Origin of the sequence: Leptolyngbya sp. 'hensonii', from assembly GCF_001939115.1 — a bacterium.
Taxonomy (GTDB): domain Bacteria; phylum Cyanobacteriota; class Cyanobacteriia.
On record NZ_MQTZ01000042.1, the window covers coordinates 301,577 to 326,143 of the forward strand.

General features: G+C 53.5%; 23 protein-coding genes. 11 read left to right on the forward strand and 12 right to left on the reverse strand.

From position 1 onward, the window contains the following. The first annotated feature begins 10 nt into the window (after positions 1-10). Positions 11-100 carry a cytochrome b6-f complex subunit PetN gene (petN, locus tag BST81_RS15485; protein WP_075599400.1) on the forward strand — a complete coding sequence of 30 codons (90 nt, stop codon included), beginning with the start codon at positions 11-13 and terminating at the stop codon, positions 98-100. Between the two features lie 4 nt (positions 101-104). Beyond that, the gene (locus BST81_RS28130; RefSeq protein WP_171974764.1) at positions 105-248 is read left to right on the forward strand and encodes a hypothetical protein; all 144 of its coding nucleotides are present in this window, start codon (positions 105-107) and stop codon (positions 246-248) included. A gap of 116 nt (positions 249-364) precedes the next feature. On the opposite strand, the gene BST81_RS15490 is transcribed toward BST81_RS28130, so the two are convergent. From BST81_RS15490 to ispD, 4 genes are all read right to left on the reverse strand, one after another. Continuing rightward, positions 365-577, reverse strand: coding sequence for a DUF2839 domain-containing protein (locus BST81_RS15490; protein WP_075599401.1), 213 nt, complete (start codon positions 575-577; stop codon positions 365-367). Positions 578-631: 54 nt separating this feature from the next. Beyond that, a complete protein-coding gene (locus BST81_RS15495) occupies positions 632-2,179 on the reverse strand; it encodes a helicase C-terminal domain-containing protein (protein ID WP_075599402.1) in 1,548 nt (515 codons plus the stop codon). Positions 2,180-2,335: 156 nt separating this feature from the next. Continuing rightward, a complete protein-coding gene (locus tag BST81_RS15500) occupies positions 2,336-3,886 on the reverse strand; it encodes a GTP-binding protein (RefSeq protein WP_075599403.1) in 1,551 nt (516 codons plus the stop codon). 30 nt (positions 3,887-3,916) lie between these two features. After that, positions 3,917-4,612, reverse strand: a complete 696-nt coding sequence (gene ispD, locus BST81_RS15505; RefSeq protein WP_075599404.1) for a 2-C-methyl-D-erythritol 4-phosphate cytidylyltransferase — start codon at positions 4,610-4,612, stop codon at positions 3,917-3,919. Positions 4,613-4,975: 363 nt separating this feature from the next. Here ispD and BST81_RS15510 point away from each other — a divergent pair, with 363 nt between their 5' ends. Next, the gene (locus BST81_RS15510) at positions 4,976-5,941 is read left to right on the forward strand and encodes a glycosyltransferase family 9 protein (RefSeq protein WP_075599405.1); all 966 of its coding nucleotides are present in this window, start codon (positions 4,976-4,978) and stop codon (positions 5,939-5,941) included. 233 nt (positions 5,942-6,174) lie between these two features. On the opposite strand, the gene BST81_RS15515 is transcribed toward BST81_RS15510, so the two are convergent. Then, positions 6,175-6,543 carry a PadR family transcriptional regulator gene (locus tag BST81_RS15515; protein ID WP_075599406.1) on the reverse strand — a complete coding sequence of 123 codons (369 nt, stop codon included), beginning with the start codon at positions 6,541-6,543 and terminating at the stop codon, positions 6,175-6,177. A gap of 91 nt (positions 6,544-6,634) precedes the next feature. Between BST81_RS15515 and speB the strand changes: the two genes are divergently transcribed. From speB to BST81_RS15545, 6 genes are all read left to right on the forward strand, one after another. Next, positions 6,635-7,549: an agmatinase gene (gene speB, locus BST81_RS15520; RefSeq protein WP_075599407.1), complete on the forward strand. Its 915-nt coding sequence runs from the start codon at positions 6,635-6,637 to the stop codon at positions 7,547-7,549. 86 nt (positions 7,550-7,635) lie between these two features. Continuing rightward, positions 7,636-8,178, forward strand: coding sequence for a thioredoxin family protein (locus BST81_RS15525; RefSeq protein ID WP_075599408.1), 543 nt, complete (start codon positions 7,636-7,638; stop codon positions 8,176-8,178). Between the two features lie 183 nt (positions 8,179-8,361). Next, positions 8,362-9,090 carry a UMP kinase gene (gene pyrH, locus BST81_RS15530; protein WP_075599409.1) on the forward strand — a complete coding sequence of 243 codons (729 nt, stop codon included), beginning with the start codon at positions 8,362-8,364 and terminating at the stop codon, positions 9,088-9,090. Then, on the forward strand, positions 9,077-9,625 hold the full coding sequence (gene frr / locus BST81_RS15535) for a ribosome recycling factor (protein WP_075599410.1): 549 nt from the start codon (positions 9,077-9,079) through the stop codon (positions 9,623-9,625). The genes pyrH and frr overlap by 14 nt, the downstream gene beginning before the upstream one ends. 86 nt (positions 9,626-9,711) lie before the next feature. Continuing rightward, a complete protein-coding gene (locus BST81_RS15540; RefSeq protein ID WP_075599411.1) occupies positions 9,712-10,944 on the forward strand; it encodes a protein kinase in 1,233 nt (410 codons plus the stop codon). A gap of 107 nt (positions 10,945-11,051) precedes the next feature. After that, positions 11,052-12,188 (forward strand): geranylgeranyl reductase family protein, encoded by a 1,137-nt coding sequence (locus tag BST81_RS15545; protein ID WP_075599412.1) that lies wholly within the window; start codon positions 11,052-11,054, stop codon positions 12,186-12,188. 14 nt (positions 12,189-12,202) lie between these two features. Here BST81_RS15545 and BST81_RS15550 read toward each other — a convergent pair whose 3' ends face one another. The 7 genes from BST81_RS15550 to BST81_RS15580 all read right to left on the reverse strand — a co-directional run bounded on the left by BST81_RS15550 (position 12,203) and on the right by BST81_RS15580 (position 22,906). Further along, positions 12,203-13,948 (reverse strand): hypothetical protein, encoded by a 1,746-nt coding sequence (locus BST81_RS15550; protein ID WP_075599413.1) that lies wholly within the window; start codon positions 13,946-13,948, stop codon positions 12,203-12,205. Between the two features lie 115 nt (positions 13,949-14,063). Further along, positions 14,064-15,014: an ABC transporter ATP-binding protein gene (locus tag BST81_RS15555; RefSeq protein WP_075599414.1), complete on the reverse strand. Its 951-nt coding sequence runs from the start codon at positions 15,012-15,014 to the stop codon at positions 14,064-14,066. Between the two features lie 76 nt (positions 15,015-15,090). Beyond that, on the reverse strand, positions 15,091-16,650 hold the full coding sequence (locus BST81_RS28880; protein ID WP_075599415.1) for a M23 family metallopeptidase: 1,560 nt from the start codon (positions 16,648-16,650) through the stop codon (positions 15,091-15,093). A gap of 186 nt (positions 16,651-16,836) precedes the next feature. Beyond that, complete coding sequence (locus BST81_RS15565; RefSeq protein ID WP_075599416.1) at positions 16,837-17,751, reverse strand: biotin--[acetyl-CoA-carboxylase] ligase; 915 nt, start codon at positions 17,749-17,751, stop codon at positions 16,837-16,839. A 14-nt stretch (positions 17,752-17,765) separates the two neighbouring features. After that, the gene (locus BST81_RS15570; RefSeq protein ID WP_075599417.1) at positions 17,766-18,893 is read right to left on the reverse strand and encodes a hypothetical protein; all 1,128 of its coding nucleotides are present in this window, start codon (positions 18,891-18,893) and stop codon (positions 17,766-17,768) included. A 152-nt stretch (positions 18,894-19,045) separates the two neighbouring features. Continuing rightward, complete coding sequence (gene metH / locus BST81_RS15575; protein WP_075599418.1) at positions 19,046-22,657, reverse strand: methionine synthase; 3,612 nt, start codon at positions 22,655-22,657, stop codon at positions 19,046-19,048. Between the two features lie 69 nt (positions 22,658-22,726). After that, on the reverse strand, positions 22,727-22,906 hold the full coding sequence (locus BST81_RS15580; protein WP_075599419.1) for a hypothetical protein: 180 nt from the start codon (positions 22,904-22,906) through the stop codon (positions 22,727-22,729). Positions 22,907-23,181: 275 nt separating this feature from the next. Between BST81_RS15580 and BST81_RS15585 the strand changes: the two genes are divergently transcribed. Both BST81_RS15585 and BST81_RS15590 read left to right on the forward strand, forming a co-directional pair. Next, on the forward strand, positions 23,182-23,775 hold the full coding sequence (locus BST81_RS15585) for an SRPBCC family protein (protein ID WP_075599420.1): 594 nt from the start codon (positions 23,182-23,184) through the stop codon (positions 23,773-23,775). Between the two features lie 39 nt (positions 23,776-23,814). Continuing rightward, on the forward strand, positions 23,815-24,555 hold the full coding sequence (locus BST81_RS15590; RefSeq protein WP_075599421.1) for a hypothetical protein: 741 nt from the start codon (positions 23,815-23,817) through the stop codon (positions 24,553-24,555). Positions 24,556-24,567 lie beyond the last annotated feature (12 nt).

Genomic DNA, 24,567 nt, shown 5'->3' on the forward strand with positions numbered 1-24,567 from the left:
ACAGGTAACTATGGATATTTTGACGTTGGGCTGGGTTTCTCTATTAGTTGTTTTTACCTTCTCCATCTCCATGGTGGTTTGGGGCCGTAACGGTTTCTAGTCAAATGCCTGTGGAGACTTCAGCCCTAAGCATTCTGGTGCTGGTCGCTTTCGGCCTGCTGGTTACGGTTACCGGTGGTATTGCTTATCTGACGATGGCCACCTGGCGCGATCGCCGCCGCCAGGAACGGGAGAAACGCAACCGCTGATCGGCTAGATTCCTGGTCTCATAGGAAAGATGCCCCAGTCGGGCTTCTTTGGCTCAGGGATTAAATAAAAGGAGCAATCGGGGTTTGGGGGCGATGTCCCCAAACCCTCGCGCTTTCTAGCTGAGGTGCCACCATCCCATGGCAGGTCCGACAAATCGGATGACGACCCAGGCTACAACAAGGCCACCAATCCCGATCCAGGCACCGGTCGTGGTCCAGTTGACGAACTGTTGCCCCTGCCCCTTAGTCACTGGGAGCCAGGAGGCAATTCTTTCATCCTGGCCATATTTTTCACCCAGTATTTCCTTACGCCGTTTAGAGTCGCCCATAGTTGAATCAGTAAAGGTGAGTAGAAACTAACTTTTTAGCTAGATAATACTGCCTTAGTCCACTACAGAACAGTCAGATTGGCTAAATAGACTGGCATCCACATAATTGATGCGGGCCAAGGGGCTGAGGGCTGTTAAAACCTGTGCGCCATAACTGCGGTGAATCACGCGATTGTCCAGCAGGGCGACCACACCCTGACAATCCCGGACTGGTGCAACTGCTCGCTGTAGTTCGCTTAAAGCGGCGGGCAATAAATACAGACGAAACCAATCCTGGCGCAGACGTTTAAAGTAGGCGACCCGACCCGCTACCAGGGGATTTTCCAGGGAAGGAATGGGCAGGGTGGCAATTATCAGCAACCGAGGGGAAGGCAGAACAGCCTGGTGCTGTCGCCAAAATTCCCAGCCTGTAACCAGAATCCCATTGTCGTCCAGGCAGGTCTTTTCCACCTGCACTCTGGAACCAAACTCAGCTGCCAGTTGAGATCCGACCTGGGCTTTGAGGGGCATATCTCCCACTAGTAGAACCGTAATTCCCTGAACAGCGATGCTGACACTGAGCAAAATGCGGATTTCCCGCATTAAGGCACTCTGAAATAGGGAGGTGTTGGGCATGGGCAAGCCATCAGGCAGGTAGAGCTGGATTTGCTCCGTTTGTCGATCGGGGACAAACTTGAGGCAGGTTATGTCTTCCAGGCCGACCCGTTGACGATAGATCGGCGCATCCGACTCAGCATCCAGGGCGCTCCCAATCAGCACTACAGGCTGCTGAGGCCAGATCTGAGCCAGGGCTGAGGCCACTTCTACCGGGCCACAACAGAGGGAAAATTGCCCCTGGCTGCGGACGATCGTGGCCCAGGGCAGGGCGTTCTCCGATTGTAATTGCTGATAAAAACGGTTCCAGTTGGGTGGTAGAAGGGAGCTAGACTTCCGATCGGGAGGACATAACTGGCTGTACAGCCCATGCAACAGGTCCTTTTCTGTCTCATCCAGGAGATAACATTCGTAGGGATTTGCAGGATGATGGAAGATCGCCTTGGTTAACTGAACACGAGCATCTCGAATCACATCCAGGCAGGTAGGAAAGGCCAGGACAAGATCATTCCAGTCTCCGGGCAGCAGACAGGTTGTCAGTTGATTGAAGGCCCATTGTTCCAGATCATCCACCCCGTCCAGAATGGTGGGTATACGCCTAGGGAAACGCTCCCCTGTGGTCAATCGATCGGCCAACCAGACCTCTGGTGTAGTCATCAGAATGCCCTGAAAGTCAGTTCCAGGCCAGCGATCGCCTGCCCGGATCGGCTTGGGCGATTGAACCCACTCCTGCAATTGGGGCAGTTCTACCATCAACAGTCGTTGCTGAACTACTTCAGAGGCCACCACAACGACGGAGCCTGGCCACACCAGAGCAGGCAGCAGGTAGCTGAGACGATAGCGCCCGTGATAGCCAAAGCAAGGAACTCCTGTTTGCAGTAGCACACTTCGCTCCAGACGTAGAGCGCGAGCAACAAACCGGCCCATCGTCAAATGATGGGGCCAGTAGGGTTCGCCCTGATCCCGCAGGAAGGCCCTTAACCGTTGATGGACTTCTACTTCAATCACAATTCTTTGAAGTTTGGAGCGATAAAAACCCCTGCCTGGTGTGAATCATGGCAGGGTACTGTGTAGGGTGTGTAAGGAAATATCTCCCCATTATAAGCAGCCCAACCTCAGAAGGGTTGAGAAATCCCCCGGATTTACGGGAAGCAGGTTGCCCCGTTACGGCTCAATCTCTTCCTCGATCGGGGAGGGGAAGCGAACCTCTCCCGTCAGGGGCCGAACCACTCGGGCGATCGCCTCCTGAATGAAGGCACCAATGAACTCATCCCGGCGATTCAGCTCAAACTGACGCTGGACTACTTCTGTGATCCCCCCATCGCCCCAGTCCTGATTGTGGCGAAAATACTCGATGAAACTTTTGCCTGCAATACGGGTCAGATAAGCCGCACTGACCGCCTGAATCACCCGACTGACAATCAGAGTTCCCAGATTCAGATTGAGGGCCACTTGGAGCAATTCAAATGTTCCTTTCACCACTCCCAGGCCAACCAGTGTTTTTGCCAGGGAAAGGGCCATTTCCCGACCGCGCTCCAGGTTGATCTCACAGCCATAAACCTTGCCAATTTCGACCACCATCTGGGCATTGACCGCTGCCGCTGCTAACATATCTACGACTGGTAGGGGTGTCACTGCGATCACCCCCGCTCCAATCCACTGGAAGCGGTCTACAACTTTGTCAGCCTGACGGCGGCGTTGCCCATCAATTAACCGTCGGGCCGCTGCTCCCAGCCGTTGAGATTGCAGCAGAATATTGTCGGCTACCAGATCTTCCCCTTCCGATCGCAAAATGATCGCCATGCGGCGTAACAAGGGCAGCACATCTGGCTCAGGCTGCACCAGTTCACCGGTTTCTAAGCGAACGGGCTGGGGATTAGCCGCGATCGCAACCACATCCTGAGCCGGAATCACCCCCCGCACCCGCTCTCGCAGGCGTGCCAGCAGGGTTTCTCGATCGACATCGGGATACAGATCTGTTTTGTTGAAGACCAGGACCGATCGCTTCCCAATCTCGACCAGGGCCTTTAACGGCTCATATTCGGACTGACGTAAGTCATTGTCCACAACAAATAACAGCAAATTGGCATCTGTAGCCAGTTGTCGGGCCAACTGCTCCCGTTCCGTGCCCGCCACCCCCACCTCCAGAATGCCCGGCGTATCGGTGATCAGGATTTGCCGATCTACCCCTTTGAACCGGAGCAGGTAGGTTTCGCTCACGGTGGTGCTGCCCATGGGGGCATCCACCCGACCGACGATCCGACCCAGAAGGGCATTCACCAAAGAGGTCTTTCCGGCTGACCCCGTGCCAAACACGACGACTCGAATTTCACCCCGGTTCAGGTTTTGTTCAATTTCCCGCGATCGACTCAGGAGTTCCTGGCGGGCGACTTCATCCTGAATCTGAGCCACCTGACGGCGGACTGCTTTCAGGGTTTCCTCGGCGGCCTCTGTCCGAACCTCTGAAACTTTGGGCGTTGCCTGTTGACGACGGGATTTCTTGCGACCCTGGGGCAGGATCAAGAAGTAATACAGGAAGGCCCCCACCAGCACCAGCAGCAGGGCAATCACCACAATCAGCAGCAAATTACCCAGTAGGGGCTGGGTCAGGGCGATAGTGGTATACAGTTGGGCCAGGGAACTGATCAGCCAGATCAACAATCCTAAGATGATCCCCAAACCGACAAGCAAGATCAGCAGGCGTGGTAGCGGCATGGAGCAGACCCTTCAATTCTGCCTCCCATTTTAGTGGGCTGGAGCGAGGCGCTGGCGGAGAATGAACTCTGCGATCGCCAGGTCAACTGGGGTGGTGACCTTCAGGTTTGTCTCTTCCCCAGCCACAATCTGGACGGGTAGATTACACTGCTCAAACAATGCGGCATCGTCGGTGACTTCCCACCCCTGACGACGCCCCTCCTCATGACATTGCTTGAGCAGTGGAACTGAGAACCCCTGCGGGGTCTGGGCAGCCCAGAGCAAACGCCGATCGGGGGTACTTTGAATCTGTTGACTGGCTGGTTTAACCACCTTAATCGTATCCTTCACAGGCACAGCTGCAATCAAGCCGGGACAGTGAAGAATTGCGTCAGCACAGCGATCCAGCAGTTCTGGGGTGGCTAGACATCGGGCTCCATCGTGGATCAGAACCTGTTCTGCCTCGGGGGGGAGGGCCTGCAGCCCGTTGTAAACAGATTCCTGCCGCGTTGATCCTCCGGGAATCAGATGCAGGGGAAAAGGAAAGCTGAGACTGGCCAGAATCTCCTTAAAATCTGGCCAATCCTCCGGCTGGCTGACAATACCAATCCAGCGAATCTGTTGTGAAGCCGCCGCCGCTGCCAATGTCCAGGCCAGAATTGGTCTGTCCAGCAAGGACAGCAGGAGCTTGTTGCGGTGATGCCCCATGCGACGACCAGAGCCTGCAGCGGGAATGAGTAAGTACATAAATTTTATGAGTGGCTGCTCTCAGGAGTTTGTCATGGGTCATTGGTTATGGGTCATTGGGTTGACTGATGACAGGTCATTGGGTCTATGACCCATCCAAACCCACCCGGCCCTCCAGGCCACCCCTCCCCAGAGGGGAGCAACTGCCTGGGCTGATCTGCGGCAGGGGCGAGATCGATCGCACGGGCCTTGAGCCTAGATCGGAATCCCTTGACCAAACTCTTTGCCTTCCCAAAATGAATAGGCCCTGCTTTCAGAAGAGGATTTATCCAATGACCAATGACCAAAGATCAATAACTTCCTTGTTCCGTCACGTCTATCATCCCCTAAAATAAGGAGCGAAAATCAGGTAAAAAATGATTTATGCGAATACTGGCCCTTGTCCCCGGTGGGATTGGCGACCAAATCCTGTTCTTTCCAGCCCTGGATACCCTGAAACGGGTTTACCCAGAAGCTCAGATTGATGTCGTCGTTGAGCCTCGCGCTAAGGAAGCTTACCGAGTTTCTAAAGCAGTCAGGGATACTATCCTGTTCGATTTTGGCGGGAATAACAGTCTGGCGGACTGGGGCAATCTCCTGGGCGTCATTCGCGATCGGGAATACGATGTGGCTTTTTCAGTCCGGCCAAGTTGGGGGGTAGGTCTGCTCCTTTGGTTAACCGGTATTCCGACTCGGATTGGGTACGCTGGCGTAAGTACTGGGTTTCTCACCCATCCGGTGGCTCAAAAAACAGAACAGTACACAGCAGCGATGTACTATGACCTGCTCCAGGGACTGGGGATTCATGAAGCCTGCCCAGAGGTTTCAATCAGTTTGCCCCGAAAAGATATTGAATGGGCCGAAGCAGAACAGAAGCGTCTGGGTTTGCAGGGAGGAGGCTATGTTCTGATTCATGGCAGTTCCCATCAGGCAGCAACATCCGCTGAGCAAGAGAAGACGTATCCGATCAAAAGCTGGGTCAAAATCATTCAGGATTTCCGGCAGAAGCAGCCCGATTTGCCGATCGTGCTCCTGCGCGGATTGGAACCCCCAGATCTGGTTGATGACCTGATGGAAGTTAGCCTGAAGCCAGCCCCTCTGGTGACTAGACCTGGTGAGCTGGGCAAGCTGGCGGCGATGATTGCAGGATCTAGCTTGATGCTCTGTACCGAAAGTACAGCAATGAACCTGGCTGTTGCCCTCCAAGCGTTTACCCTGACTATTTTTGGCCCTACCGATCCAGCGAAGCTACTCCCAGTCAGCGATCGTTTCCTCGGCCTTCAATCTTCCACGGGTAAGGCTGCAGATATCCCCCCTGAAAAAGTTCTGGAGAAAATCTGGGGCGGCTAGCTGCCCTGAAACGACCTGCCCAGAAAATCTGGCCTGAATGGCGATCGCCACTTCAGTCAAATGCTCTTGCAGAAATTTCTGTAGCACAAATACTTTAGCAGCACTGTTCAGGGCCAAGCTCAATCCATCACAAAAAGCACGAAAACTACAGGTAGATTTCGGCGATTAAGATGGCGCATGACAAATGACAAATGACAAAACCGTCATTCGTCACTCGCCAGCTTGCTCCACCATCAGTGCTGATTGGCAATCATGGGATGGACGATACCCCGGGTGTATTCCTGCCAGAGCAGGGCTAACTCCTGGGATCGGGTGCGCCATTCTGGCTGGATTTGATACATCCTGCGAGGGCGTCCCCGTCCCTCTACCTTCTTCCAGTAACCTGCGATCACCTCCTCGTCCTCAAGAAACTTGAGGGCGCTGTAGAGAACGGTATCTGAAAGGCGATAGGTGGGGTGCTCATTCTCCAGGAGCAGGATTAACTCCGTACCGTAGGAATCTCCCCTGAGCAGGATCGAAAGGACATAGCAAACTGCCTGTTCTTTCGTCAGATAGATCGGTGGGGGATTCTGGAAAAACTGATAAATATCTTCAAACTTCATGCTTCTGTCCGAACCACTGCTTCTAATATGCCCATAATGCATCTATACTAAGCATGATGACTACTTACTCTGGCCAGAGGTCTAAGGCGAAATGGTGCAATCTGCGGTTTCTGTGCTGCCATTCCTGGGGACGGAAGTGGCATCGACTTACGAGAATGCGAACGTTGTAATTTTGCCGGTTCCTTTTGAGGCCACCACAACCTATCGGCGTGGCTGCGAAAATGGTCCTGCAGCAATCCTTAAAGCCTCCCATCAAGTAGAGTATTACGACGAAGAGTTGGAGCAAGAACTGTGGCCAACAGGTCTCTACACCCACCCTCCCATTGCTGATACTCGTTATAATCACAAAATTTCCTCCGAGGAAATGCTGCAAATCACACAGCAGACTTTAGAGAGATTAATCCTTGATGGCAAGTTTGTCATCGCTCTAGGGGGTGAGCATAGCATTACTGAGGCGATCGTGGCAGCCTATCAGCAGACAAATTCCAAAGAACCCTTCACAGTGATTCAGGTGGATGCCCATGGAGATTTACGGCATGAGTACGAAGGATCTATCCACAATCACGCCTGTGTGATGCGAAGAGTTGTGGATATGGGGTTACCCACCGTTCAGTTAGGCATTCGCAGTATTTGTAAGGAAGAGGCAGACCTGATTAAGGACAGGCAACTGACTGTGTTTCGGGCCCGAGAAATTGCCCTGCAGCCAGATTGGATGGAAAGAGCTCTAGCCAGCATTTCGACCAGAAAAGTCTTTTGCACGATCGATCTTGACGGGATTGATCCAACTCTGATCCCTGGCGTGGGAACACCTGAGCCAGGGGGGCTCAACTGGTATAGTTTGACGACTTTTCTGGCCCGATTGTTCCAGGCCCATGAGGTCATTGGTTGTGATGTAATGGAATTGGCCCCTATTGTGGATTCGGTCGTGTCGGAATTTACAGCTGCTAAGCTTGTTTATAAGCTGATTGGGTATTGGGTCACCAGCAAACAACAAGCAAGAGATTAGTTTAATATTTCTAAGGTCAGAGTCTTGCCGATCTCTTTTGGGGCCTATCAGCTCTGGCATTGCCTCACCCTCATAGCGCCTACCTTATGGAAAACACAACCCTTATTGGCAGATATGCTCCAGATTTTGAACTCAGGGGAATCGATGATTCTGTACACCACCTGGCTCGTTATTTAGAGGACCTGAAGCTGGTTGGGGTTGTTTTCATGTGTAATCACTGTCCCTATGTGGGGATGTATCTGGAGCGCCTCAAAACCATTCAGGCCACATTTCAGGCTCAGGGGTTTACCCTGGTCGGCATCAATTCCAATGATGCCACTCAGTTTCCTGAGGATAGTTTCGATCAGATGAAGATTTTTGCGGCAGAACGGCAGTTGAATTTTCCTTACCTGCGAGATGACACCCAGGATGTGGCCCGTTCATTTCACGCTGAAAAAACCCCTCAGGTCTTTTTAATTAATCATCAAAGTGTCATCTGTTACGGGGGGGGTATTGATGATGATCCGCAAAATGGGTCAACCATTCCCCATCGCTATCTAGAGGATGCGATCTTAGAAATTTTGCGGGGGAAGGCAGTCTCAGTCACCTCTGGACCTGCTGTAGGTTGTTCCATTAAATGGCGTACCTGATCCATTTGCGGTGTGACGACTCTGCCTAACCTGTGGCCCTGCTTGAGTTCAATCGGTTTGATCGGGGGATGGATCGGCCTGCTTCGATTCGCCTGACACTCTTCCCAGACCGTTGCCTCCGATTCCCTTAAGGAGTATCTTTAATTGGAGGCAAATTGAGTTGAGTAAATAAATGGTCACCAAATGGGGATAGCTTACCGACGGGTTTTGCTTAAGTTGAGCGGTGAAGCCCTCATGGGCGACTTGAATTATGGCATCGATCCGGCAGTCGTACAGGCTATTGCTCAAGAAGTGTCAGCGGTTACAGCCAGTGGTGTGCAAATGGCGATCGTGGTTGGCGGGGGCAATATTTTCCGGGGGGTCAAGGGAGCTGCTGCCGGTATGGATCGAGCCACTGCTGACTATATTGGTATGATTGCAACGGTGATGAATGCTATGACCCTGCAGGATTCCCTGGAGCAGGCTGGTGTGCCAACTCGGGTGCAGACCGCGATCGCCATGCAGGAGGTCGCTGAGCCCTATATTCGGCGGCGAGCTATCCGCCACCTGGAGAAGGGGCGAGTCGTAATATTTGGTGCGGGCTCCGGTAATCCATTTTTCACCACTGATACCACAGCCGCACTCCGGGCTGCCGAGATTAGCGCAGATGTATTGTTCAAAGCTACAAAAGTGGATGGCGTTTATGATTCCGATCCCAAGTTGAATCCAACTGCCAAACGCTATCAGACTTTGACCTATAGCCATGTCCTGACTCAGGACTTAAAGGTCATGGATGGCACAGCCATTGCCCTTTGCAAAGATAACAACATTCCCATCATGGTTTTTGACCTCTCTGTGCGGGGTAATATTCATCGGGCTGTGATGGGGGAACCCATTGGAACAGTTGTTGGAGGTTTCTGTGAAGTTAGCTGAAGTTGAATTGTTGATGCAAAAAGCAGTTGAAGCGACGCAGCGGTCCTTCAATACCATTCGGACGGGCAGGGCCAGTACGTCACTGCTCGATCGAGTCATGGTTGATTATTATGGATCCCCGACCCCTCTGAAGACACTGGCGAATATCAACACACCAGATGCCAGCACCATTACCATTCAACCCTTCGATCGCAGTAGTGTGAATGCGATCGAGAAAGCCATCTCTCTGTCCGATATTGGGCTGACCCCCAATAACGATGGCTCCATGATTCGGCTCAATGTCCCCCCTCTAACCACAGAGCGGCGTAAGGAGTTTGTCAAGCTGGCCTCTAAGTATGCGGAAGAAGGAAAAGTATCCGTCCGGAATATTCGCCGGGATGCGGTTGATTCCGTCCGCAAGCAGGAGAAAGCAGGCGACCTCCCGGAGGATGAAGCCAGAGATCTGCAGGATAAGATCCAGAAGTTGACGGATAAATATATCGCCAAAGTTGAAGACTTACTGGCTGAGAAAGAGAAAGACATCACCACTGTTTGAGGTGCCCAAGTGCCAGGGCCACCTGTAATGCAGACAAGCTACAGTTGAAGATATCTGCTGTTTGTCTGCATTACAGGTGATGGTTTATGCTGGAATCCGGTCAACTCCTGCACGATCGTTATCGACTCAGTCAGAAACTGGGCCAGAATCCAGGGCGGCAGACCTGGCTGGCGGAAGATTTGCAAGTTGAGCCGTCCATTCCAGTGGTCGTTAAACTACTGGCTTTTGGGGGAGATGTGCAGTGGGAGCAGCTGAAGCTGTTTGAGCGGGAAGCTCAGGTGCTAAAGCAACTCGATCATCCCCGAATTCCCAAATACCGAGATTATTTTTCGATCGACGATCGATCACTCTGGTTTGGGCTGGTTGAAACGTATATTCCGGGTTCGTCCCTGCGGCAACTGCTGCATCAGGGCAACCGCTTTACAGAAGCTGAATTACGCCGGATTGCTATAGCTACGCTGCAAATTTTGGACTATCTCCATGGTATGTTCCCTCCCCTGCTACACCGAGATCTGAAGCCCGGTAACTTGATTCTGGGAGAAGACCATGAGATTTATCTGGTGGATTTTGGAGCAGTGCAAGACCGGGGGATGGCAGACGGGGCGAGTTTCACCGTAGTCGGTACCTACGGATATACTCCGATGGAACAGTTTGGGGGACGAGCGGTTCCATCCTCAGATCTATATGCCCTGGGAATGACCCTGATGCATCTGGCGATAGGGATAGCCCCAGCAGATTTACCTCAGGATGGCTTAAGGGTCCAGTTCCAGTTTCCCAGTCACTTTACACCTGCTTTTGAAGGCTGGGTGCAACGCCTAACAGAACCTGCACTGAAGCAACGCTTTGCCACGGCCAAGGAAGCCCTGGCCGCCCTAGAATCGAATACCCTCTGGTATCAGCCAGTCTCAGAACTCCCTCTGCTACCTCCCAACAATTCAGGCCATGGGAAGCTGTCTGTACCGATTCCACCTGAGATTCCAGCCTGGAACTGGGGAGCCTTTTTTCTGGCTCCGCTCTGGTGTCTGGATCACCGACTCTGGTGGGGAACTCTGCCCTGGGCCATTTGCTTACCGATGACCGTTGCAGCTGCAGCCATTCCCTGGAACCCTGCAGTTTTTTTAGGCCTGTTTGCAGCAGCTCATATGGGTGTTGCCAGTCTCCTGGGGATTAAGGGCAATCAATGGGCCTGGCAAAGTAAGAAGTGGCGTAGTATTCAACAGTTCAAAGACCAGCAAAGGGCCTGGACAGTGGCTGGATTTGTCCTCTTGCCAACCTATCTGCCGATTTTACTGCCATTGCTATTGCTGGCTCTTTTATAGCCCTTCTCTAGCCCGTGAGATTTGCAGATTGGCAGGGATTTTCCTACACTGCTAGACGAGGGAAACGAGTCCCGATCGCGGCTGCTTATTTGGAGTGAACTTGAACCATGTACGACTGCATTATCGTGGGCGCGGGTCCTGCAGGTGCCAGTGCGGCTTACCATCTGGCCAAACGGGGACGTTCCGTTCTGATTGTGGAGAAGGAAGCCTTACCCCGCTATAAACCCTGTGGGGGTGGTGTTTCTCCGATCGTTGCCCAATGGTTTGACTTTGATTTCACTCCAGCTATTTCTTTGAAGGTGAGCACGATTCGCTATACCTGGAAAATGGAAGACCCCGTGGAGGCCAAACTTCATACCAGTGAGCCGGTGTGGATGGTGCGGCGAGATGTCTTTGACCACTTTCTGGTCCAGCAGGCCCAGAAACAGGGGGCTGAACTCCGACAGCACACGGAGGTGACTGGCGTCGAATTCAAGAGCGATCACTGGCAGGTGAATACGGCTCAGGGGCCTGTGGAGGGGCGCTATCTGATTGCGGCGGATGGAGCCAAGGGACCGATGGCTAAGTGGTTGGGCTTTAAGGAGCGGAAGCGTCGCCTGGCCGGGGCTCTGGAAGCAGAAACCCCAGCTCAAATTGAGAATGGGCATATCGCCCACTTTGAATTTGGTCTGGTTAAAAACGGTTATATCTGGAATTTCCCCAAGGCGGATGGGTACTCGATCGGCGTTGGGACCTTTCGAGGTGGGGGCGAGCAGCAAGACTTCAAGGGTATTCTCAATCAGTACGGCACCCTGTTTGGGGTCAATGTGTCAACCAGCAAGCAATATGGCCACCCGCTTTGTCTTTGGGATGGCGATCAAAAACTCCATACCCAGAATGCGCTTCTGGCTGGAGAGGCGGCCTGTGTGGTTGATCCATTCACAGCAGAGGGCATTCGGCCTTCCATGTTTACCGGTGTGAAGGCAGCCGCTGCGATCGACCAGGCCCTGGGGGGCGATCTGAATGCCTTGGAAGCCTATACCCACCTGATTGCAGCAGAATGGGGGAGCGATATGGTTTGGGCTCAACGATTGGCAGGGCTGTTTTATCGGATTCCTGGTATTGGTTACAAGATTGGGGTCAAACGTCCCACAGCTACCCAGAAGATGGGCAAAATCCTCTGTGGAGAACTCCGATACAGCGAAGTTGCAGGCAGTGCCATCAAACGCCTGAGCGCTAACCTGATTCCAGGCATGGGGGGATAAGTCCCCCCACCCTGTTAACGTCCAGCCACCAGAGCTTTCCGGTCTGCTAGTAGGGTTTGGGTTGCCGATGCCCCTAGATGATTGATCTGGCGGATCAGCTTCAGGTTCAACAGCACTAGGGCGGAACATTGAGCCAGCAGACTGAATACAAAGCCCGATAGAACCCCATGCTCCAGGGCGATCCAGTGAAACCCGGTTAATAACCACCACTGGGGCGAAAATTCGGGTTCCATGGACAAAATAGCTAGAACCATGGAGGGCAAGACCAGCAACAGACTCAGGTTAATCGTGGCCCACATACTCCGTTTCGGGGAGCGGAGCAAGAGCAGGAGTTGGGCGATCGTCCCATAGACCAACCATACCAGGGTATTCAAGCCCAGGCTGAGCAAGGCGGATGCCTTAGGAAAAGCTGCATTTGTCCCCAATAGAATCCACGGGGCCAGGATCAGGCCCATGATCAGTGTTCCCAGACCGATCGTCAGCACAGCCGGACTCTTTTCTCCCCAGACTAAGTCCTGCCAGAGGGATGTTTTACCAGTTTCCCCTTGTTCTCGCCGATAGCGGGCCCAGTCGATGATACTCTGGCGCTGGGGTGAGAGGGCCAGGGCCAGACCTAGGAACAGAACCAAATTTAGTAGAAAAATTTGTTGATAGTTTTTCAGTACCCAGGTGGCAATCAGCCCAAGAGTATTTGACGTGTGCTGAATATCGTAGGCATATCGATCGTTCAGGGTGTAGTCCTGAACGGCAAATCCCAGAAGGAAAAGATTAAAGCAGGCCACCAGACCATAGCTTTGCCCTTTGCTAAGTACGGGCGCACCTGGGTGATGGAAACAACGCTCCAGACCCTGCCAGCACCAATACGTCCACAATCCATAACTTAGCAACATAAAGCAAGCAGTCCCCAGGAAGCTACTGCCTAGAGGCGCATAGAAAAACTGCCAGTGACTCAGGTTTTCAAATCCAGGTGGAAGGGATGAGGTATGGTTAACAGAAAAGACTTGATTGAAATGGGGAAACAGGGCAGCAGGGCACAGAAGTGCAAACCCGTAATTCAGGACTTGATTCTGGGAGGCAAAGCCAGAATCCCCACACAGTAATAAGAACAGCATGCCTAGTAGGCCAGCACTCAGCCAAGCCTGGAAACCACCCAGCCAGGTACTGGTTAAGCCCCAGAGCAGGGCGGCGCTGTAGAAAAAGGCGCAGCAGCCAATCAGAACTGCGTAAAAGCCGAGGATCTGGCCGATCGGAATCCCTGCCGAGAATCCAGCCCAGAGATGGAGGGGAACGGCCAGAATCGCCGTCAGATAGAGCAGGATGGGAACACCCAGCAGCTTTCCCACCAGCACCTTCGAGGCCGATTGGGGGCTGAGGCGAATGAAATTGAGGGTACCCCGGCGGTGCTCCCAATCCAAATCGCTGACCAGTAAATAAATGCCACCGATCGACAAAACAAACAGACCGACCAGACTGATGAAGAAAAAGATATCCTGCCACCAGAAGGACCAGTTGATCAAGCGTTCCAGATTAGCTACTCCCTCTCCATTACAGGCCATCTGCTGTCCATCAACGCCTAACCGCAAACAGTAGCGATAACTGTCGTTGGAGACCTCATTCCAGTAGTACAGGAGCGTCAGAGTTTGCCCCAGAAGGGAGCCACCCAGGGTCAGAAGTAGGTTACGGGATTGGAGGCGGCCTTTCAGCTCCCGAAAGAGTTGGGGGTTCCAGTCGCCAATGTGATCTAGCAAATTTAGAGCCATGGGAAGATCTCCAGGGGATGGGGAGGAGGGGAAACGGTTGTCCGCAATCTATGATCCGAATGCTTTGATTATGACAAAACTTGCCTCTTTACCAGGGCAAGGGAAACGGGGCAGGTTAGGAGCTTTGCTGGTGCTCCAGTTTCATGAAAATGGATTCCAGGTCTTCCTGGGTAGAGTGGAATTCAGTCAGGGGAACCCCTGCCTGGATCAGGGCTGCTAGCAGGGCTGCTGCATCTTCTCGGTTTCCAGAAAAATTTACCTTGAGGCTGGCCTGATCGGGCAGGATTTCGATTTCCTCAACCTGAGACCAGTGCCGGAGTTCAGAGCGCAAAGTTTGCAAATCTCCTAAGGTAGACAGGACAATTTGCTGGCGGCTGAGGCGGCTATACAAATCCTGGAGAGGGGCACTTTCCACCAGAAAGCCCAGTTCCATGATGCCAATACAGGTACAGAGCTCTGCTAGGTCACTCAGCACATGGGACGAAATCAGAATCGACATTCCAGCTTCCTGCAGGGCACGAATGATATCCCGAAACTGCATCCGGGCGATCGGATCGAGGCCCGAAACGGGTTCATCCAGCAATAACACCAACGGCTCATGGACGATCGTCCGGGCTAAACTGAGCCGTTGCTTCATGCCTCGGGACAGGGTGGCGATCAAACTATGACGCTTGTGGGTCAATTGCACCAGTTCCAGCACCTCTTTGATGCGCTGGGTACGGCGAGGTTCCCGCAACTTGTACAGGCGGGCAAAATAGTCCAGGTAGTCCCAGACTTTCAGATCGTCGTAGAGGGGGAAATCATCGGGCAGATAGCCAATACAGCGTTTCAGACTGGGGTGATGGCGATCGTGACGGGAGAGTTCGCCATTGATGCGGATTTCCCCCTTGGAGGGTTCCTCGGCCATGGCCAACATCCGGATTAAGGTCGTTTTGCCTGCCCCATTCGGTCCCATCAGCCCATAGACTGAAGCCGCTTCAATGTGGATATCCACATCATTGACCGCAATGTGGCGATCGTACTGCTTGGTTAAGCCCTGGGTCGAGATGACCAATTCTGCAGCCATAAAAGAGAACGGTGAGATTAAGGATTAGCTTAATCGTTCCCTACACGATCGTTCAGAGTTTTTTCGGATGGTATTTTTACGGCGCTGTCTGTGGTACAGGAGGGATAGCCGGTTTCAGCCCAGCCTGGGGAACTACAGGCAGGGAATCGACCAGTTGGGCCAGGTTGGCTTCAAATTGGATGCCTGGGCCTTGCCGATGCGCAACCGCTATCTCTACCCGGGAGTCTTGGCTAAATTGTTGCACAGGGACTGACTCTGGAATGGGTTGACTGCCCTGACTGGAACGAACCCCAGCCTGATTAGGGCCAGGGCTGACCCTATTGGTCAGAACCGCCTCAACAGAGGTGCCCAGGGTCAGGTGTTCTGAGAGGAAATCTGCTTCCGGGCTGAGCTTGATCAAGGTCTCTGAAATTCCCAGGTTGGCAACCTCCACGATCGCTTGCTGGAGAGACTGATCCAACTGGGCCATTGCCAGATCCAGAAAACTGCTGGGATCAACAGACACCCAGCCTTCCGAGGTCCACTGACGCAACTCAAAGTGCAGGTGAGGCCCTGTGGAATCGCCAGTACTACCGACCAGACCGATCACCTCTCCCTGTTTAACCCACTCACCCTGCCGAACAAAGATTTCTGAAAGGTGACCATACAGGGTTTCCTGCTGGGCCTGATTGTGGTCGATCACTACCGCTAAGCCATACCCACCCAGAACATCCGCCACAGTCACCTGGCCGGAATAGGCAGCCAAAACGGGGGTTCCCATGGGAGCTCCCAAATCTGTCCCGGAGTGGAAGCGCATATCTCCAGTGATGGGGTGAGTCCGCCAGCCGAATAGGGAGGTAATGGGTGCCGGAATTGACAGCGGGAAGAGTAAGTTGAGATTATTATTACCCAGACGACCGATCGGGCGAACCGAGCGATTGTAAGCTGAAGCCGAATCCAGGGGCGCGATCGGCATTAGAGAAAAGTTGGGTCTCAGGGTGTTGTAGGAAAGGGCCGTCCGGCGATTGGGGGGGACCAGAGGCACCGGTGAGATAGAGCGATTGGCCCAGGTGGCAGCAGCCGTCTGACGGACAGATTCAGGCCCAGGGTAGCTTGAAGCAGAGGACGATCGGGCGGGAGTACAGAGTCCATTGGGCACTTCCTGCCCGGACTGCAGCACAGTCTGACACCCACTGGACCGTTCGTTGAGGACAACCGAGCTGGGTGCCTCATAGGGGGTAGCCCCCAGGTTATAGCGGGTCTTATCGATATAGGCATCTCCGGGGGCCGGAGCTGTTGCTGCCGGAACTGCCGGATCACCAATAGGAATAGCCGTTTCGGGCGAGGGGGCAACGGGTAGGACAGAGGTGGGTGGGTCGTAGGAGGGAGGCTGGATGGGAATCTGGGGTTCAGCCACCCGGACCGGGGCTGGACTGGAGGGAGCAGGCTCTGCGATCGGTGCAGGCTGAGCCGGGGCAACCGGAGCAACCCCAGTTTCCTGGGGAGCCTGAGGTGAGAGTTCCGGTGGGGTTTGGGCCCAGATTATGCCACTGCTGAGAAGACTGAAACTTCCCACAACACCCAGGCTACGAAGCCAGAGGGATGGCCGATAAGGAGTATGGGGTGCAGGGTGGCTGGAATTGATTGGCTCTGTCATGAATCAGTCCTTACAGACGCTAGATGCTTGAATTCAGATCTGTGGTTAGGGAAATGCCAGTTCTACAAGTGAAAGAAACTGGACTGGACCGGGCAATCCCTCTGGTTCCTTGAGAGACCTACCCTGATGCTTTGCTCAAGCAGATGGTGTCCGTCTTATGCAAATCATTGCGTAACGTTACAGAATTTAATCGGACACAGGGCTACCCTGCATCCTACTTTTGGATGAGTCAGGATGGTCTGGACCACCATAACCCAAACTGATTGTACCGGGCTTCAACCAGATTTTTGTTTCAACATCTTCAGAAGCAACTCCATCAGGGCCAGAAGTTAAATGATCAGGATCCGGTTGTAACCGAACCTGCAACTCTCCAGTCGGAGAAACACCGGTAATAGTTCCCGATCGCCCTTCGATCACCACAGAGTCTCCCAGGTTAACTAGGAACTCCAGGTAGGCGGTGAGTAGGGACTGGATAGCTTGAGATTGGCGAAATTCCTGCCCCAGAACGATCCCGTACAACACTAGAGCCGCCAATTCTTCTAGTGAGTTCAATGGCGTGGCAGATGCATTGGCCCAGAATGTTTGTAGATTGATACCTGATTTGGGCACCGGATTATTCCAGTTAAGGCCCACGCCCACAACGGCCTGGGTGATCCGTCCCTGTTGAATTCTGGTTTCCGTGAGGATTCCACCCAGTTTTCGAGCCTGTAGCACCAGATCGTTCGGCCATTTTAATTGGACTGGAACCCCCACCAACCGTAGACTGGATGCAATCCCCCAGGCCGTGGCGAAGGTGAGTTGAGCGGCCTCTGTTGCCTCCAGTTCGGGAGCCAACCCGATCGACAGATAGAGTCCCCCCGGGGCGGACTTCCACTGCCGCCCCCACTGCCCCCTGCCAGCCTGCTGCTCCAGGGCAATGACTACGGTGCCTGAAGTGGCTCCCTGCTGCAACAGTTCCCAAGCTGTCTGGTTGGTAGAGGGCAGAGTAGGAAACAGATGCAGTGCTAAAGTGGCAGGTTGGAGGGTTGAGTGGGCCAGATTCGGACTGCGTTCCCACCAGGAGCGGAGGGCAGCGTCAAATTGGTCACGGTCAAACCCCATCCCGGTCACGGTCCTCAGGGATTGGAGAAAGTATTGATCTGGCCGTTCCCGATCGATCGAGGCACAGAGAACGGGGCCGGAGCCGTCTGTAAAATCTGGGTTGGGCGATTGCCAAAGTTGGCAGTTCCCAGGCTGTCTGTACTAGGCCCAATGGCACTGGGGACAGTGGTCTGGCGCAGGGAGTTGACGTTAATGGGGTCAACCGGTAAGGTCACGGGGGCCGCTGAAGGGGCTGTGGGGAGGGTTGTTATGCCTGGGAGGGGCACCTGGGTCGGGCGTCGGAGGGTGGACACTTCACCCGTGGAATTAGTCAGAGGGATCGTGGAAGGACTGGTTGTTGGAATGGACTGGTAGTTGATCCCCAGTGCCGAAGGGATGGTCTGAGTATCCGTTCCACTCGGTGAGAAGTAGGATGTGGCGGGACCGAAATAGGTTTGGTTGGTGCTGGAGGGGAAGAATTGCCCTGTCTGGATATTAGAACCAGACAGGGAATTGTTTTGCCCTGTCTGAGAGGGCGAACCGGGTTGAACTTGGGAGGCTGCATACTGATTGATCTCTGCCTGCAGGGCACTGACCCGTGCAGGAGTGGCAGATTGACGACCTGACTGGGAAAGGCCAGGGCGCAGTAGGGAATTGGAGCCGATCGCAGGATTGGATGAACCAACCCGGTTGGGATTAAACGCTGAATTGAAGTTGAGCACCTGGTAATCTGGGAGCCCCAACAGGGTGGAATCTGCAAAAGGATTATTGGGAATGGGCAATGGGTTTGCCGATGGGCCAGAGCCCGATCGGGGGACTGAATTCTGAGTCTCCGGGGTGGCAGGTTTATCCCGTTGCTTTGGGTCTGAGAGTTCGATCGGGTTTAGGGACGGGGATTCAGAATTAATCTCTGATAACAGGGTTGGCAGGTTGTCAATATCCGCACCAATCGACCGATCTTCCTGATCGAGACTATCGTTGGAGGTGCGATCGACAATTTGCTCTAACAGATTCTTCTGGTCTGGGGGGACCAGATATTGCCAGACAAACAAGCCCATCAGAACTAGGCCAGCCATGGAAGCCAGGAACTCAGGCCGACCCAGAGATCTGGCCCGGGCCCGAAGGCGACGCAGGATAGGGGAAGATTGCTTACGGGATGACATAATTCCAACCCAACTCCTTGGCTCAATTCTAGCGCTGTATTTGGCTGTAGGGTATAGACTCCAGATTTGAACTGGAGGTGGCTCAGGATTAGTCTCAGTTGAGCTCTGCCCTCCATGCTGCAACCCTGTCCGTTGAACCTGCCTAGTTCTACTTACGCACTGAAGTACTTGGCAACCGGATGATAAGCAATCAGCGCTGTTGTTGATTGTTCGGGATAGAGTTGCTCACTCTCATCCATGTATAAATTAATACGTTCACTCTGGAGTAAATCCAGGAGTTTATACTGATCTTGGATGTTGGGACAGGCTGGATACCCAAAGCTATACCGAGACCCCTGATACCGTTGGGCGAGGATATCCCGAATCTGCTCCGGTTCTGCTGCTCCAAAGCCTAATTCCCGTCGGATGCGGGCATGTAGCCACTCAGCTAGAGCTTCAGCCACCTGAACGGCCAACCCATGGAAATAGAGATAGTCGGTGTACTCATTCGACTCAAACAATTTCTGGGCATACGCTGTGGCAATTTCTCCCACAGTCACAGCCTGCATGGGCAAGACATCCATCACTCCCAACTCCTGAGGGGCATAGAAGTCGGCAATGCAGAGGCGACGCATGGATTTCTGGCGCGGGAAGGTGAAAGACGCGATAGCAGATAAAGAGGTGCCCCCATCTCCCTGCACCAGCCCATCCATCCCCTCTGGAGGATATAGATGAACGGTATTGCCTACAGACTGACAGGGGAAGTATCCATAGACGACCTGAGGATCCAGCAAGCGCTGATCCAGGATGCGCTGCTTCCAGTCTTCCAGAATGGGATAGACCTTCTCAGCCAGAAAGGCGTCATACTCTTCTCGGGATTGTTCTCGGGGCTTACGAAACTGCCATTGACCCGCAATCAATGCCTGCAGATCCAGATAGCCGAAGATCTCTTCTAAAGGAATATCCTGCGATCGCAACACCTGCGTTCCCCAAAAAGGCGGGACAGGTCGAGGAATCTGGGGGTCAACGGCCTCCGATCTCTGGGTATTTTCAACTGGAACAGCGTCAGCCCCTGGGGTATGGCCATTATCCGGAACAGGGAGATGGTCAGAAGAAGCAGCCGTCAAAATCGCGGGCTCTCCTCCGATCGTGGCGTCTATTTCATTTAAGAAGCCGAGGCGATCGTCCCACTGTTCCTGGGCCTTGGCCGACATCAGTTTGTCCATGAAGTGCAGGTCAGAGAAGGCGTCCTTTCCGTAAATCACCCGCCCCTGGTAGGTTTTCTGACAATCATCTGAGACAAATCGAGCGGTGAGGGCGGCCCCTCCCAGAATGACGGGAACGGTGATCCCCCGATCATTAAACACCTGGAGATTCTCTTTCATAAATGCGGTGGACTTCACCAGCAGGCCGCTCATGGCAATACAGTCTGCCTGGTGGGCCTGGTAGGCATCGATGATATGGTCTACAGGCTGTTTAATTCCCAGGTTGATCACTTTATAGCCATTGTTCGACAAGATAATATCGACCAGGTTTTTCCCAATGTCATGGACATCCCCCTTCACCGTCGCGATGACCACCGTGCCCTTGGCCTGACCTGCCTCTTTCTTTTCCATAAAGGGTTCCAGATAAGCCACTGCCGACTTCATCGTCTCGGCTGACTGCAGCACAAAAGGTAACTGCATCTGACCCGAACCAAACAGTTCTCCCACCACCTTCATCCCATCCAGCAAGAAGGTATTGATAATTTCCAGGGGCGGATACTGTTCCAGGGCCTTGGCCAGAACCTGTTCCAGGCCAATTCGTTCGCCATCGATAATGTGACGCTTGAGCTTCTCCTCCAGGGGGAGGTTGTCATCCTGAGTTCGGTTCTGTTTTGTGGTCGCCCCCTCAAACAGGGTTGTCAGTTCCGTTAGCGGATCATAGACACAGATGTCCCCTTCAAATCGACGCTGATCAAAGATGAGCTGGCGGCAGACCTCCTGATGGCGAGGTTCGATTTTAGCCACGGGTAGGATCTTGTTGGCGCTGATGATGGCTGCATCCAGACCAGCCCCGATCGCCTCATGCAAAAACATGGAATTCAGCACAATCCGGGCAGCCGGGTTCAACCCAAACGACACATTGGAAACCCCCAGAATGACATGACATCCCGGTAGTTCCTCCCGAATGCGGCGAGTGGCCAGAATGGTCTCCCGTCCATTCACCCGATCCTCCTCAATGCCGGTTGAAATTGGCAAGGCCAAGGGGTCAAAGAAAATCTCATGGGCCGGAATGCCAAACTCCACGGCCTGACGGTAAGCCCGCTGCGCGATCGCAAACTTCTTGTCGGCGGTGCGGGCCATGCCCTCTTCATCGATCGTCCCCACCACCACCCCGGCTCCATACTGGCGAGCCAGTTCCAGAACCTTGAAAAACCGGGGTTCTCCATCTTCGTAGTTGGTGGAGTTGAGCAGACATTTCCCCCCAGCCACCTTCAGTCCGGCTTCCATCTTTTCCCATTCGGTGGAATCCAGCATCAGGGGCAGGGTAACGTTCGTCACCAAGCGAGAGACCAGTTCCCGCATGTCCCGCTCTCCATCGCGACCCACATAGTCCACATTCACATCCAGGATATGTGCCCCCTCCCGCACCTGGGTTCGAGCCAGGGCCACCAGCCCATCCCAGTCTTCTGCATTCAGCAGGTCGCGACACTTTTTGGACCCACTGGCGTTCAGGCGCTCTCCCACAATCAGGAAGGAATTGTCCTGCTCATAGGGCTGGGCTGAATAGATGGATGCTGCCGCAGGGACATATTGCAAGGCTTTACGATCGAAATAATCGATGCGTACTGGGCGGGCCTTAGGTTGTAGCGTGGGGGCAATTTCAGCCATCGCCCGAATGTGATCGGGGCGGGTACCACAGCACCCCCCAATCACCTGTACCCCCAGATCCTCGACAAAATGCATCAGGGACAGCCGCAATTCCATGGGCGTCAGCTTGTAGTGGGCGTGCCCCCCTACATTTTCTGGCAGCCCCGCATTGGGAATACAGGAGATCACAAAGGGGGAATGGGCAGACAGATAGCGAATGTGCTCCGCCATCCGATCTGGCCCCGTGGCACAGTTCAAGCCCAGAATATCGATCGGGTAGGGCTCTAGAATTGCCAGGACCGCGCTGATATCTGAACCCACCAGCATGGTGCCCTGAATTTCCATGGTCACGGAAACCATCAGGGGACGACGCTCTCCTCGGCTCTTGAAGACATCCTCGATCGCATTCAGGGCCGCCTTAATTTGCAGCACATCCTGGCAGGTTTCTACAATGAACAGATCGACCCCACCGTCATACAGCCCCTCAGCCTGAACCGTAAACGCTGCTCTCAGGGTGTCATAGTCGATATTACCCAGCGTTGGTAGCTTGGTCCCCGGCCCCATGGAGCCTGCCACAAAGCGGGGCTTTTCTGGAGTGGAGAACTCTGCTGTGACCCGTTTAGCCAGTTCTGCTGCTGCCCGATTCAGGTCATAGGCCTGATCAGCCAGGTCATATTCCGCCAGAACAAAGGTGCTGCCCCCAAAAGTATCTGTCTCAATCACATCTGCGCCCGCTTCCAGGTAGCTGCGATGGACCTGGGCAACCGCTTCTGGTTTGGTTTTCACCAGGTACTCATTACACCCCTCATATTCCGGTCCCCCAAAATCGTCAGCAGTCAGGTTCTGGGTCTGTAGAGAGGTACCCATGGCCCCATCAAAGACAATGACCGGACGCTCTGGGCTGTGGAGTCGAGCCAGGAATGGATGAGTCATGTTCAAGAAACCTGGTTAAGGAATTGTAATGATGAGTGAATTATTTCAGATTATGACATTCCCATCGGCTTAACGGGTTGCCTGTAACCCACTGACAATGCCCGCTCCGATCGTCAGCAACAAAAGCACCCAGATCACTGAACTGGGCAGAAACGACAGCAGTTTCCAGCCTCGCAGCATCCAGACCAGAGCTGTGAGGCCGAAGAAGACGAGGAATAGGGCCGTGGCAGGGCTGATGTATCGTCCCACAAAGACTCTCCATCAGGGGTAAAACATCATGCCCATTGTGGCATGGAGTCGATCAGACTGCAGGGGGCATGAGATTCTTCATCTTATTGGTAGGGTGGGCTCCACTAAAATTTGCGCAATCTTCACAGATCATCGATACGTTTCTTCGTAATCCTGGGTATCTTTGGATAGAAGCTCAGGGTTAACAAGAGTCAACGTAGCTCCCTCGGAAGGCTTGGCTGTTGCACCCATGAATGTCGCACATTTGCACAACACATTCGGATGGCTGAACTGGCATGACTGACGCTCTTTCTTCTGAATTGATACCGGTTACCGCCGATGCAGACTGGCATTTTCTAGATCAAGAAGAACTGATTCGCGGCGAAATTTTACTAAAAACCCAATCCCATTCCGCCTGGGGGGCGGCGGTGACGGCCTGGATGTACCTGCCCGTTGGACGATCGCAGGCCTGGCAGGGCTTAACAGACTATCCCCGCTGGGTGCAATACTTCCCTGACCTGATCCGCAGCGAAGTTCTGTCCAACAAGGATGCTCAGGTCCCTGCGTTCAGGGTTGCTACAGGGTCAAAGCGAAAGCAACTCTATCAGGTGGCCCGGAAAGCGTTCCTCTTCTTCACGGCCCAGGTTGAGATTTATCTCAGTGTGTTTGAAACCCTCCATCGTCAGATTCAATTTCGCTTAGAGAGCGGCAGTTTCTCAGATTTTTCGGCAGAATTGAAATTGCAGGACTGTGGCAATGGCACCCTGCTGATGTACACAGTTCGGGCAACGCCATTGATCCCAGTTCCATCTGTGTTTATCCAGCAGGCCATTCAACTGGATTTACCGGCTAACCTGCGGCGAATGCGCCAGGTGCTGTGTAGTATTTAGAGGAATTGGTGCAGTTCATTCACCCGATGCACTTGACCTATGCGCTTATTTCCATCTTCCGCTCGACAACGGGGCAGATTTGTCTATTTGGGCCTGATCCTGGGTCTTGCCTGTAGTCTCAATCCGCCAATTGAGGTGGCCAGGGCGATCGAGCCCCCTGATGCAGCGTCCCTCGCCATCCAGCGGCTGCAAAAGATGTTCTCTCCAGCTATCCAGAGCGTCTTGAAAGCCTGTCAGGAGGAGGGCAAGGTGGATCTGGCTGCAGGAGCTGATCAGGATGGTTCTGTAATTTGTGGTAATGGGTCTCGAAATTCGACCGTTCTCTTCAGCGAATTTGTCACGACCTACTCCGATATTGTGGCTGCCAGCGGTTTGATTGGCTTACAAACGCTGCTGAAAGATAATCCCCGTCTCAAGCCAGAGACCATCATCACCCTTTTGAATACCCCCAATGGGAAAACGGCACTGCGGAGCCAGCTCCGTAAGGTCATCACCCAGTCAGAATTGGTGGCAAAAAGCTCGCCTCAATCCGTTAACCTGCTCACAGACAAGGTGATTCAACGGGTTGAACCGAGTCTGAAGAGCCCCAGTACGTTTAAGCAGGTGCTGGGGACGAGTGATCAGTATCGCCGGGTGGTCGAGAATTTCTGTACGCCACCGGGAATGCCTGTGAAGCAGGCTCAGACAATGGTTCCAGGGCTCAGTTCCGTCCAACTGTACGCGATTTGCGTTCAGGAATCAGGCTTGGCCGAAGAAATTCGCAGAAGGTCCAAGACCTGAGCCGGATAGAGG

Bases quoted from the DNA above. Each gene is read 5' to 3' on its own strand.
- petN (WP_075599400.1), top strand. From the start codon at position 11: ATGGATATTTTGACGTTGGGCTGGGTTTCTCTATTAGTTGTTTTTACC.
- BST81_RS28130 (WP_171974764.1), top strand. From the start codon at position 105: ATGCCTGTGGAGACTTCAGCCCTAAGCATTCTGGTGCTGGTCGCTTTC.
- BST81_RS15490 (WP_075599401.1), bottom strand. From the start codon at position 577: ATGGGCGACTCTAAACGGCGTAAGGAAATACTGGGTGAAAAATATGGC.
- BST81_RS15500 (WP_075599403.1), bottom strand. From the start codon at position 3,886: ATGCCGCTACCACGCCTGCTGATCTTGCTTGTCGGTTTGGGGATCATC.
- ispD (WP_075599404.1), bottom strand. From the start codon at position 4,612: ATGTACTTACTCATTCCCGCTGCAGGCTCTGGTCGTCGCATGGGGCAT.
- BST81_RS15510 (WP_075599405.1), top strand. From the start codon at position 4,976: ATGCGAATACTGGCCCTTGTCCCCGGTGGGATTGGCGACCAAATCCTG.
- BST81_RS15515 (WP_075599406.1), bottom strand. From the start codon at position 6,543: ATGAAGTTTGAAGATATTTATCAGTTTTTCCAGAATCCCCCACCGATC.
- speB (WP_075599407.1), top strand. From the start codon at position 6,635: ATGGTGCAATCTGCGGTTTCTGTGCTGCCATTCCTGGGGACGGAAGTG.
- BST81_RS15525 (WP_075599408.1), top strand. From the start codon at position 7,636: ATGGAAAACACAACCCTTATTGGCAGATATGCTCCAGATTTTGAACTC.
- pyrH (WP_075599409.1), top strand. From the start codon at position 8,362: ATGGGGATAGCTTACCGACGGGTTTTGCTTAAGTTGAGCGGTGAAGCC.
- BST81_RS15540 (WP_075599411.1), top strand. From the start codon at position 9,712: ATGCTGGAATCCGGTCAACTCCTGCACGATCGTTATCGACTCAGTCAG.
- BST81_RS15545 (WP_075599412.1), top strand. From the start codon at position 11,052: ATGTACGACTGCATTATCGTGGGCGCGGGTCCTGCAGGTGCCAGTGCG.
- BST81_RS15550 (WP_075599413.1), bottom strand. From the start codon at position 13,948: ATGGCTCTAAATTTGCTAGATCACATTGGCGACTGGAACCCCCAACTC.
- BST81_RS15555 (WP_075599414.1), bottom strand. From the start codon at position 15,014: ATGGCTGCAGAATTGGTCATCTCGACCCAGGGCTTAACCAAGCAGTAC.
- BST81_RS28880 (WP_075599415.1), bottom strand. From the start codon at position 16,650: ATGACAGAGCCAATCAATTCCAGCCACCCTGCACCCCATACTCCTTAT.
- BST81_RS15565 (WP_075599416.1), bottom strand. From the start codon at position 17,751: ATGGGGTTTGACCGTGACCAATTTGACGCTGCCCTCCGCTCCTGGTGG.
- BST81_RS15570 (WP_075599417.1), bottom strand. From the start codon at position 18,893: ATGTCATCCCGTAAGCAATCTTCCCCTATCCTGCGTCGCCTTCGGGCC.
- metH (WP_075599418.1), bottom strand. From the start codon at position 22,657: ATGACTCATCCATTCCTGGCTCGACTCCACAGCCCAGAGCGTCCGGTC.
- BST81_RS15585 (WP_075599420.1), top strand. From the start codon at position 23,182: ATGACTGACGCTCTTTCTTCTGAATTGATACCGGTTACCGCCGATGCA.
- BST81_RS15590 (WP_075599421.1), top strand. From the start codon at position 23,815: ATGCGCTTATTTCCATCTTCCGCTCGACAACGGGGCAGATTTGTCTAT.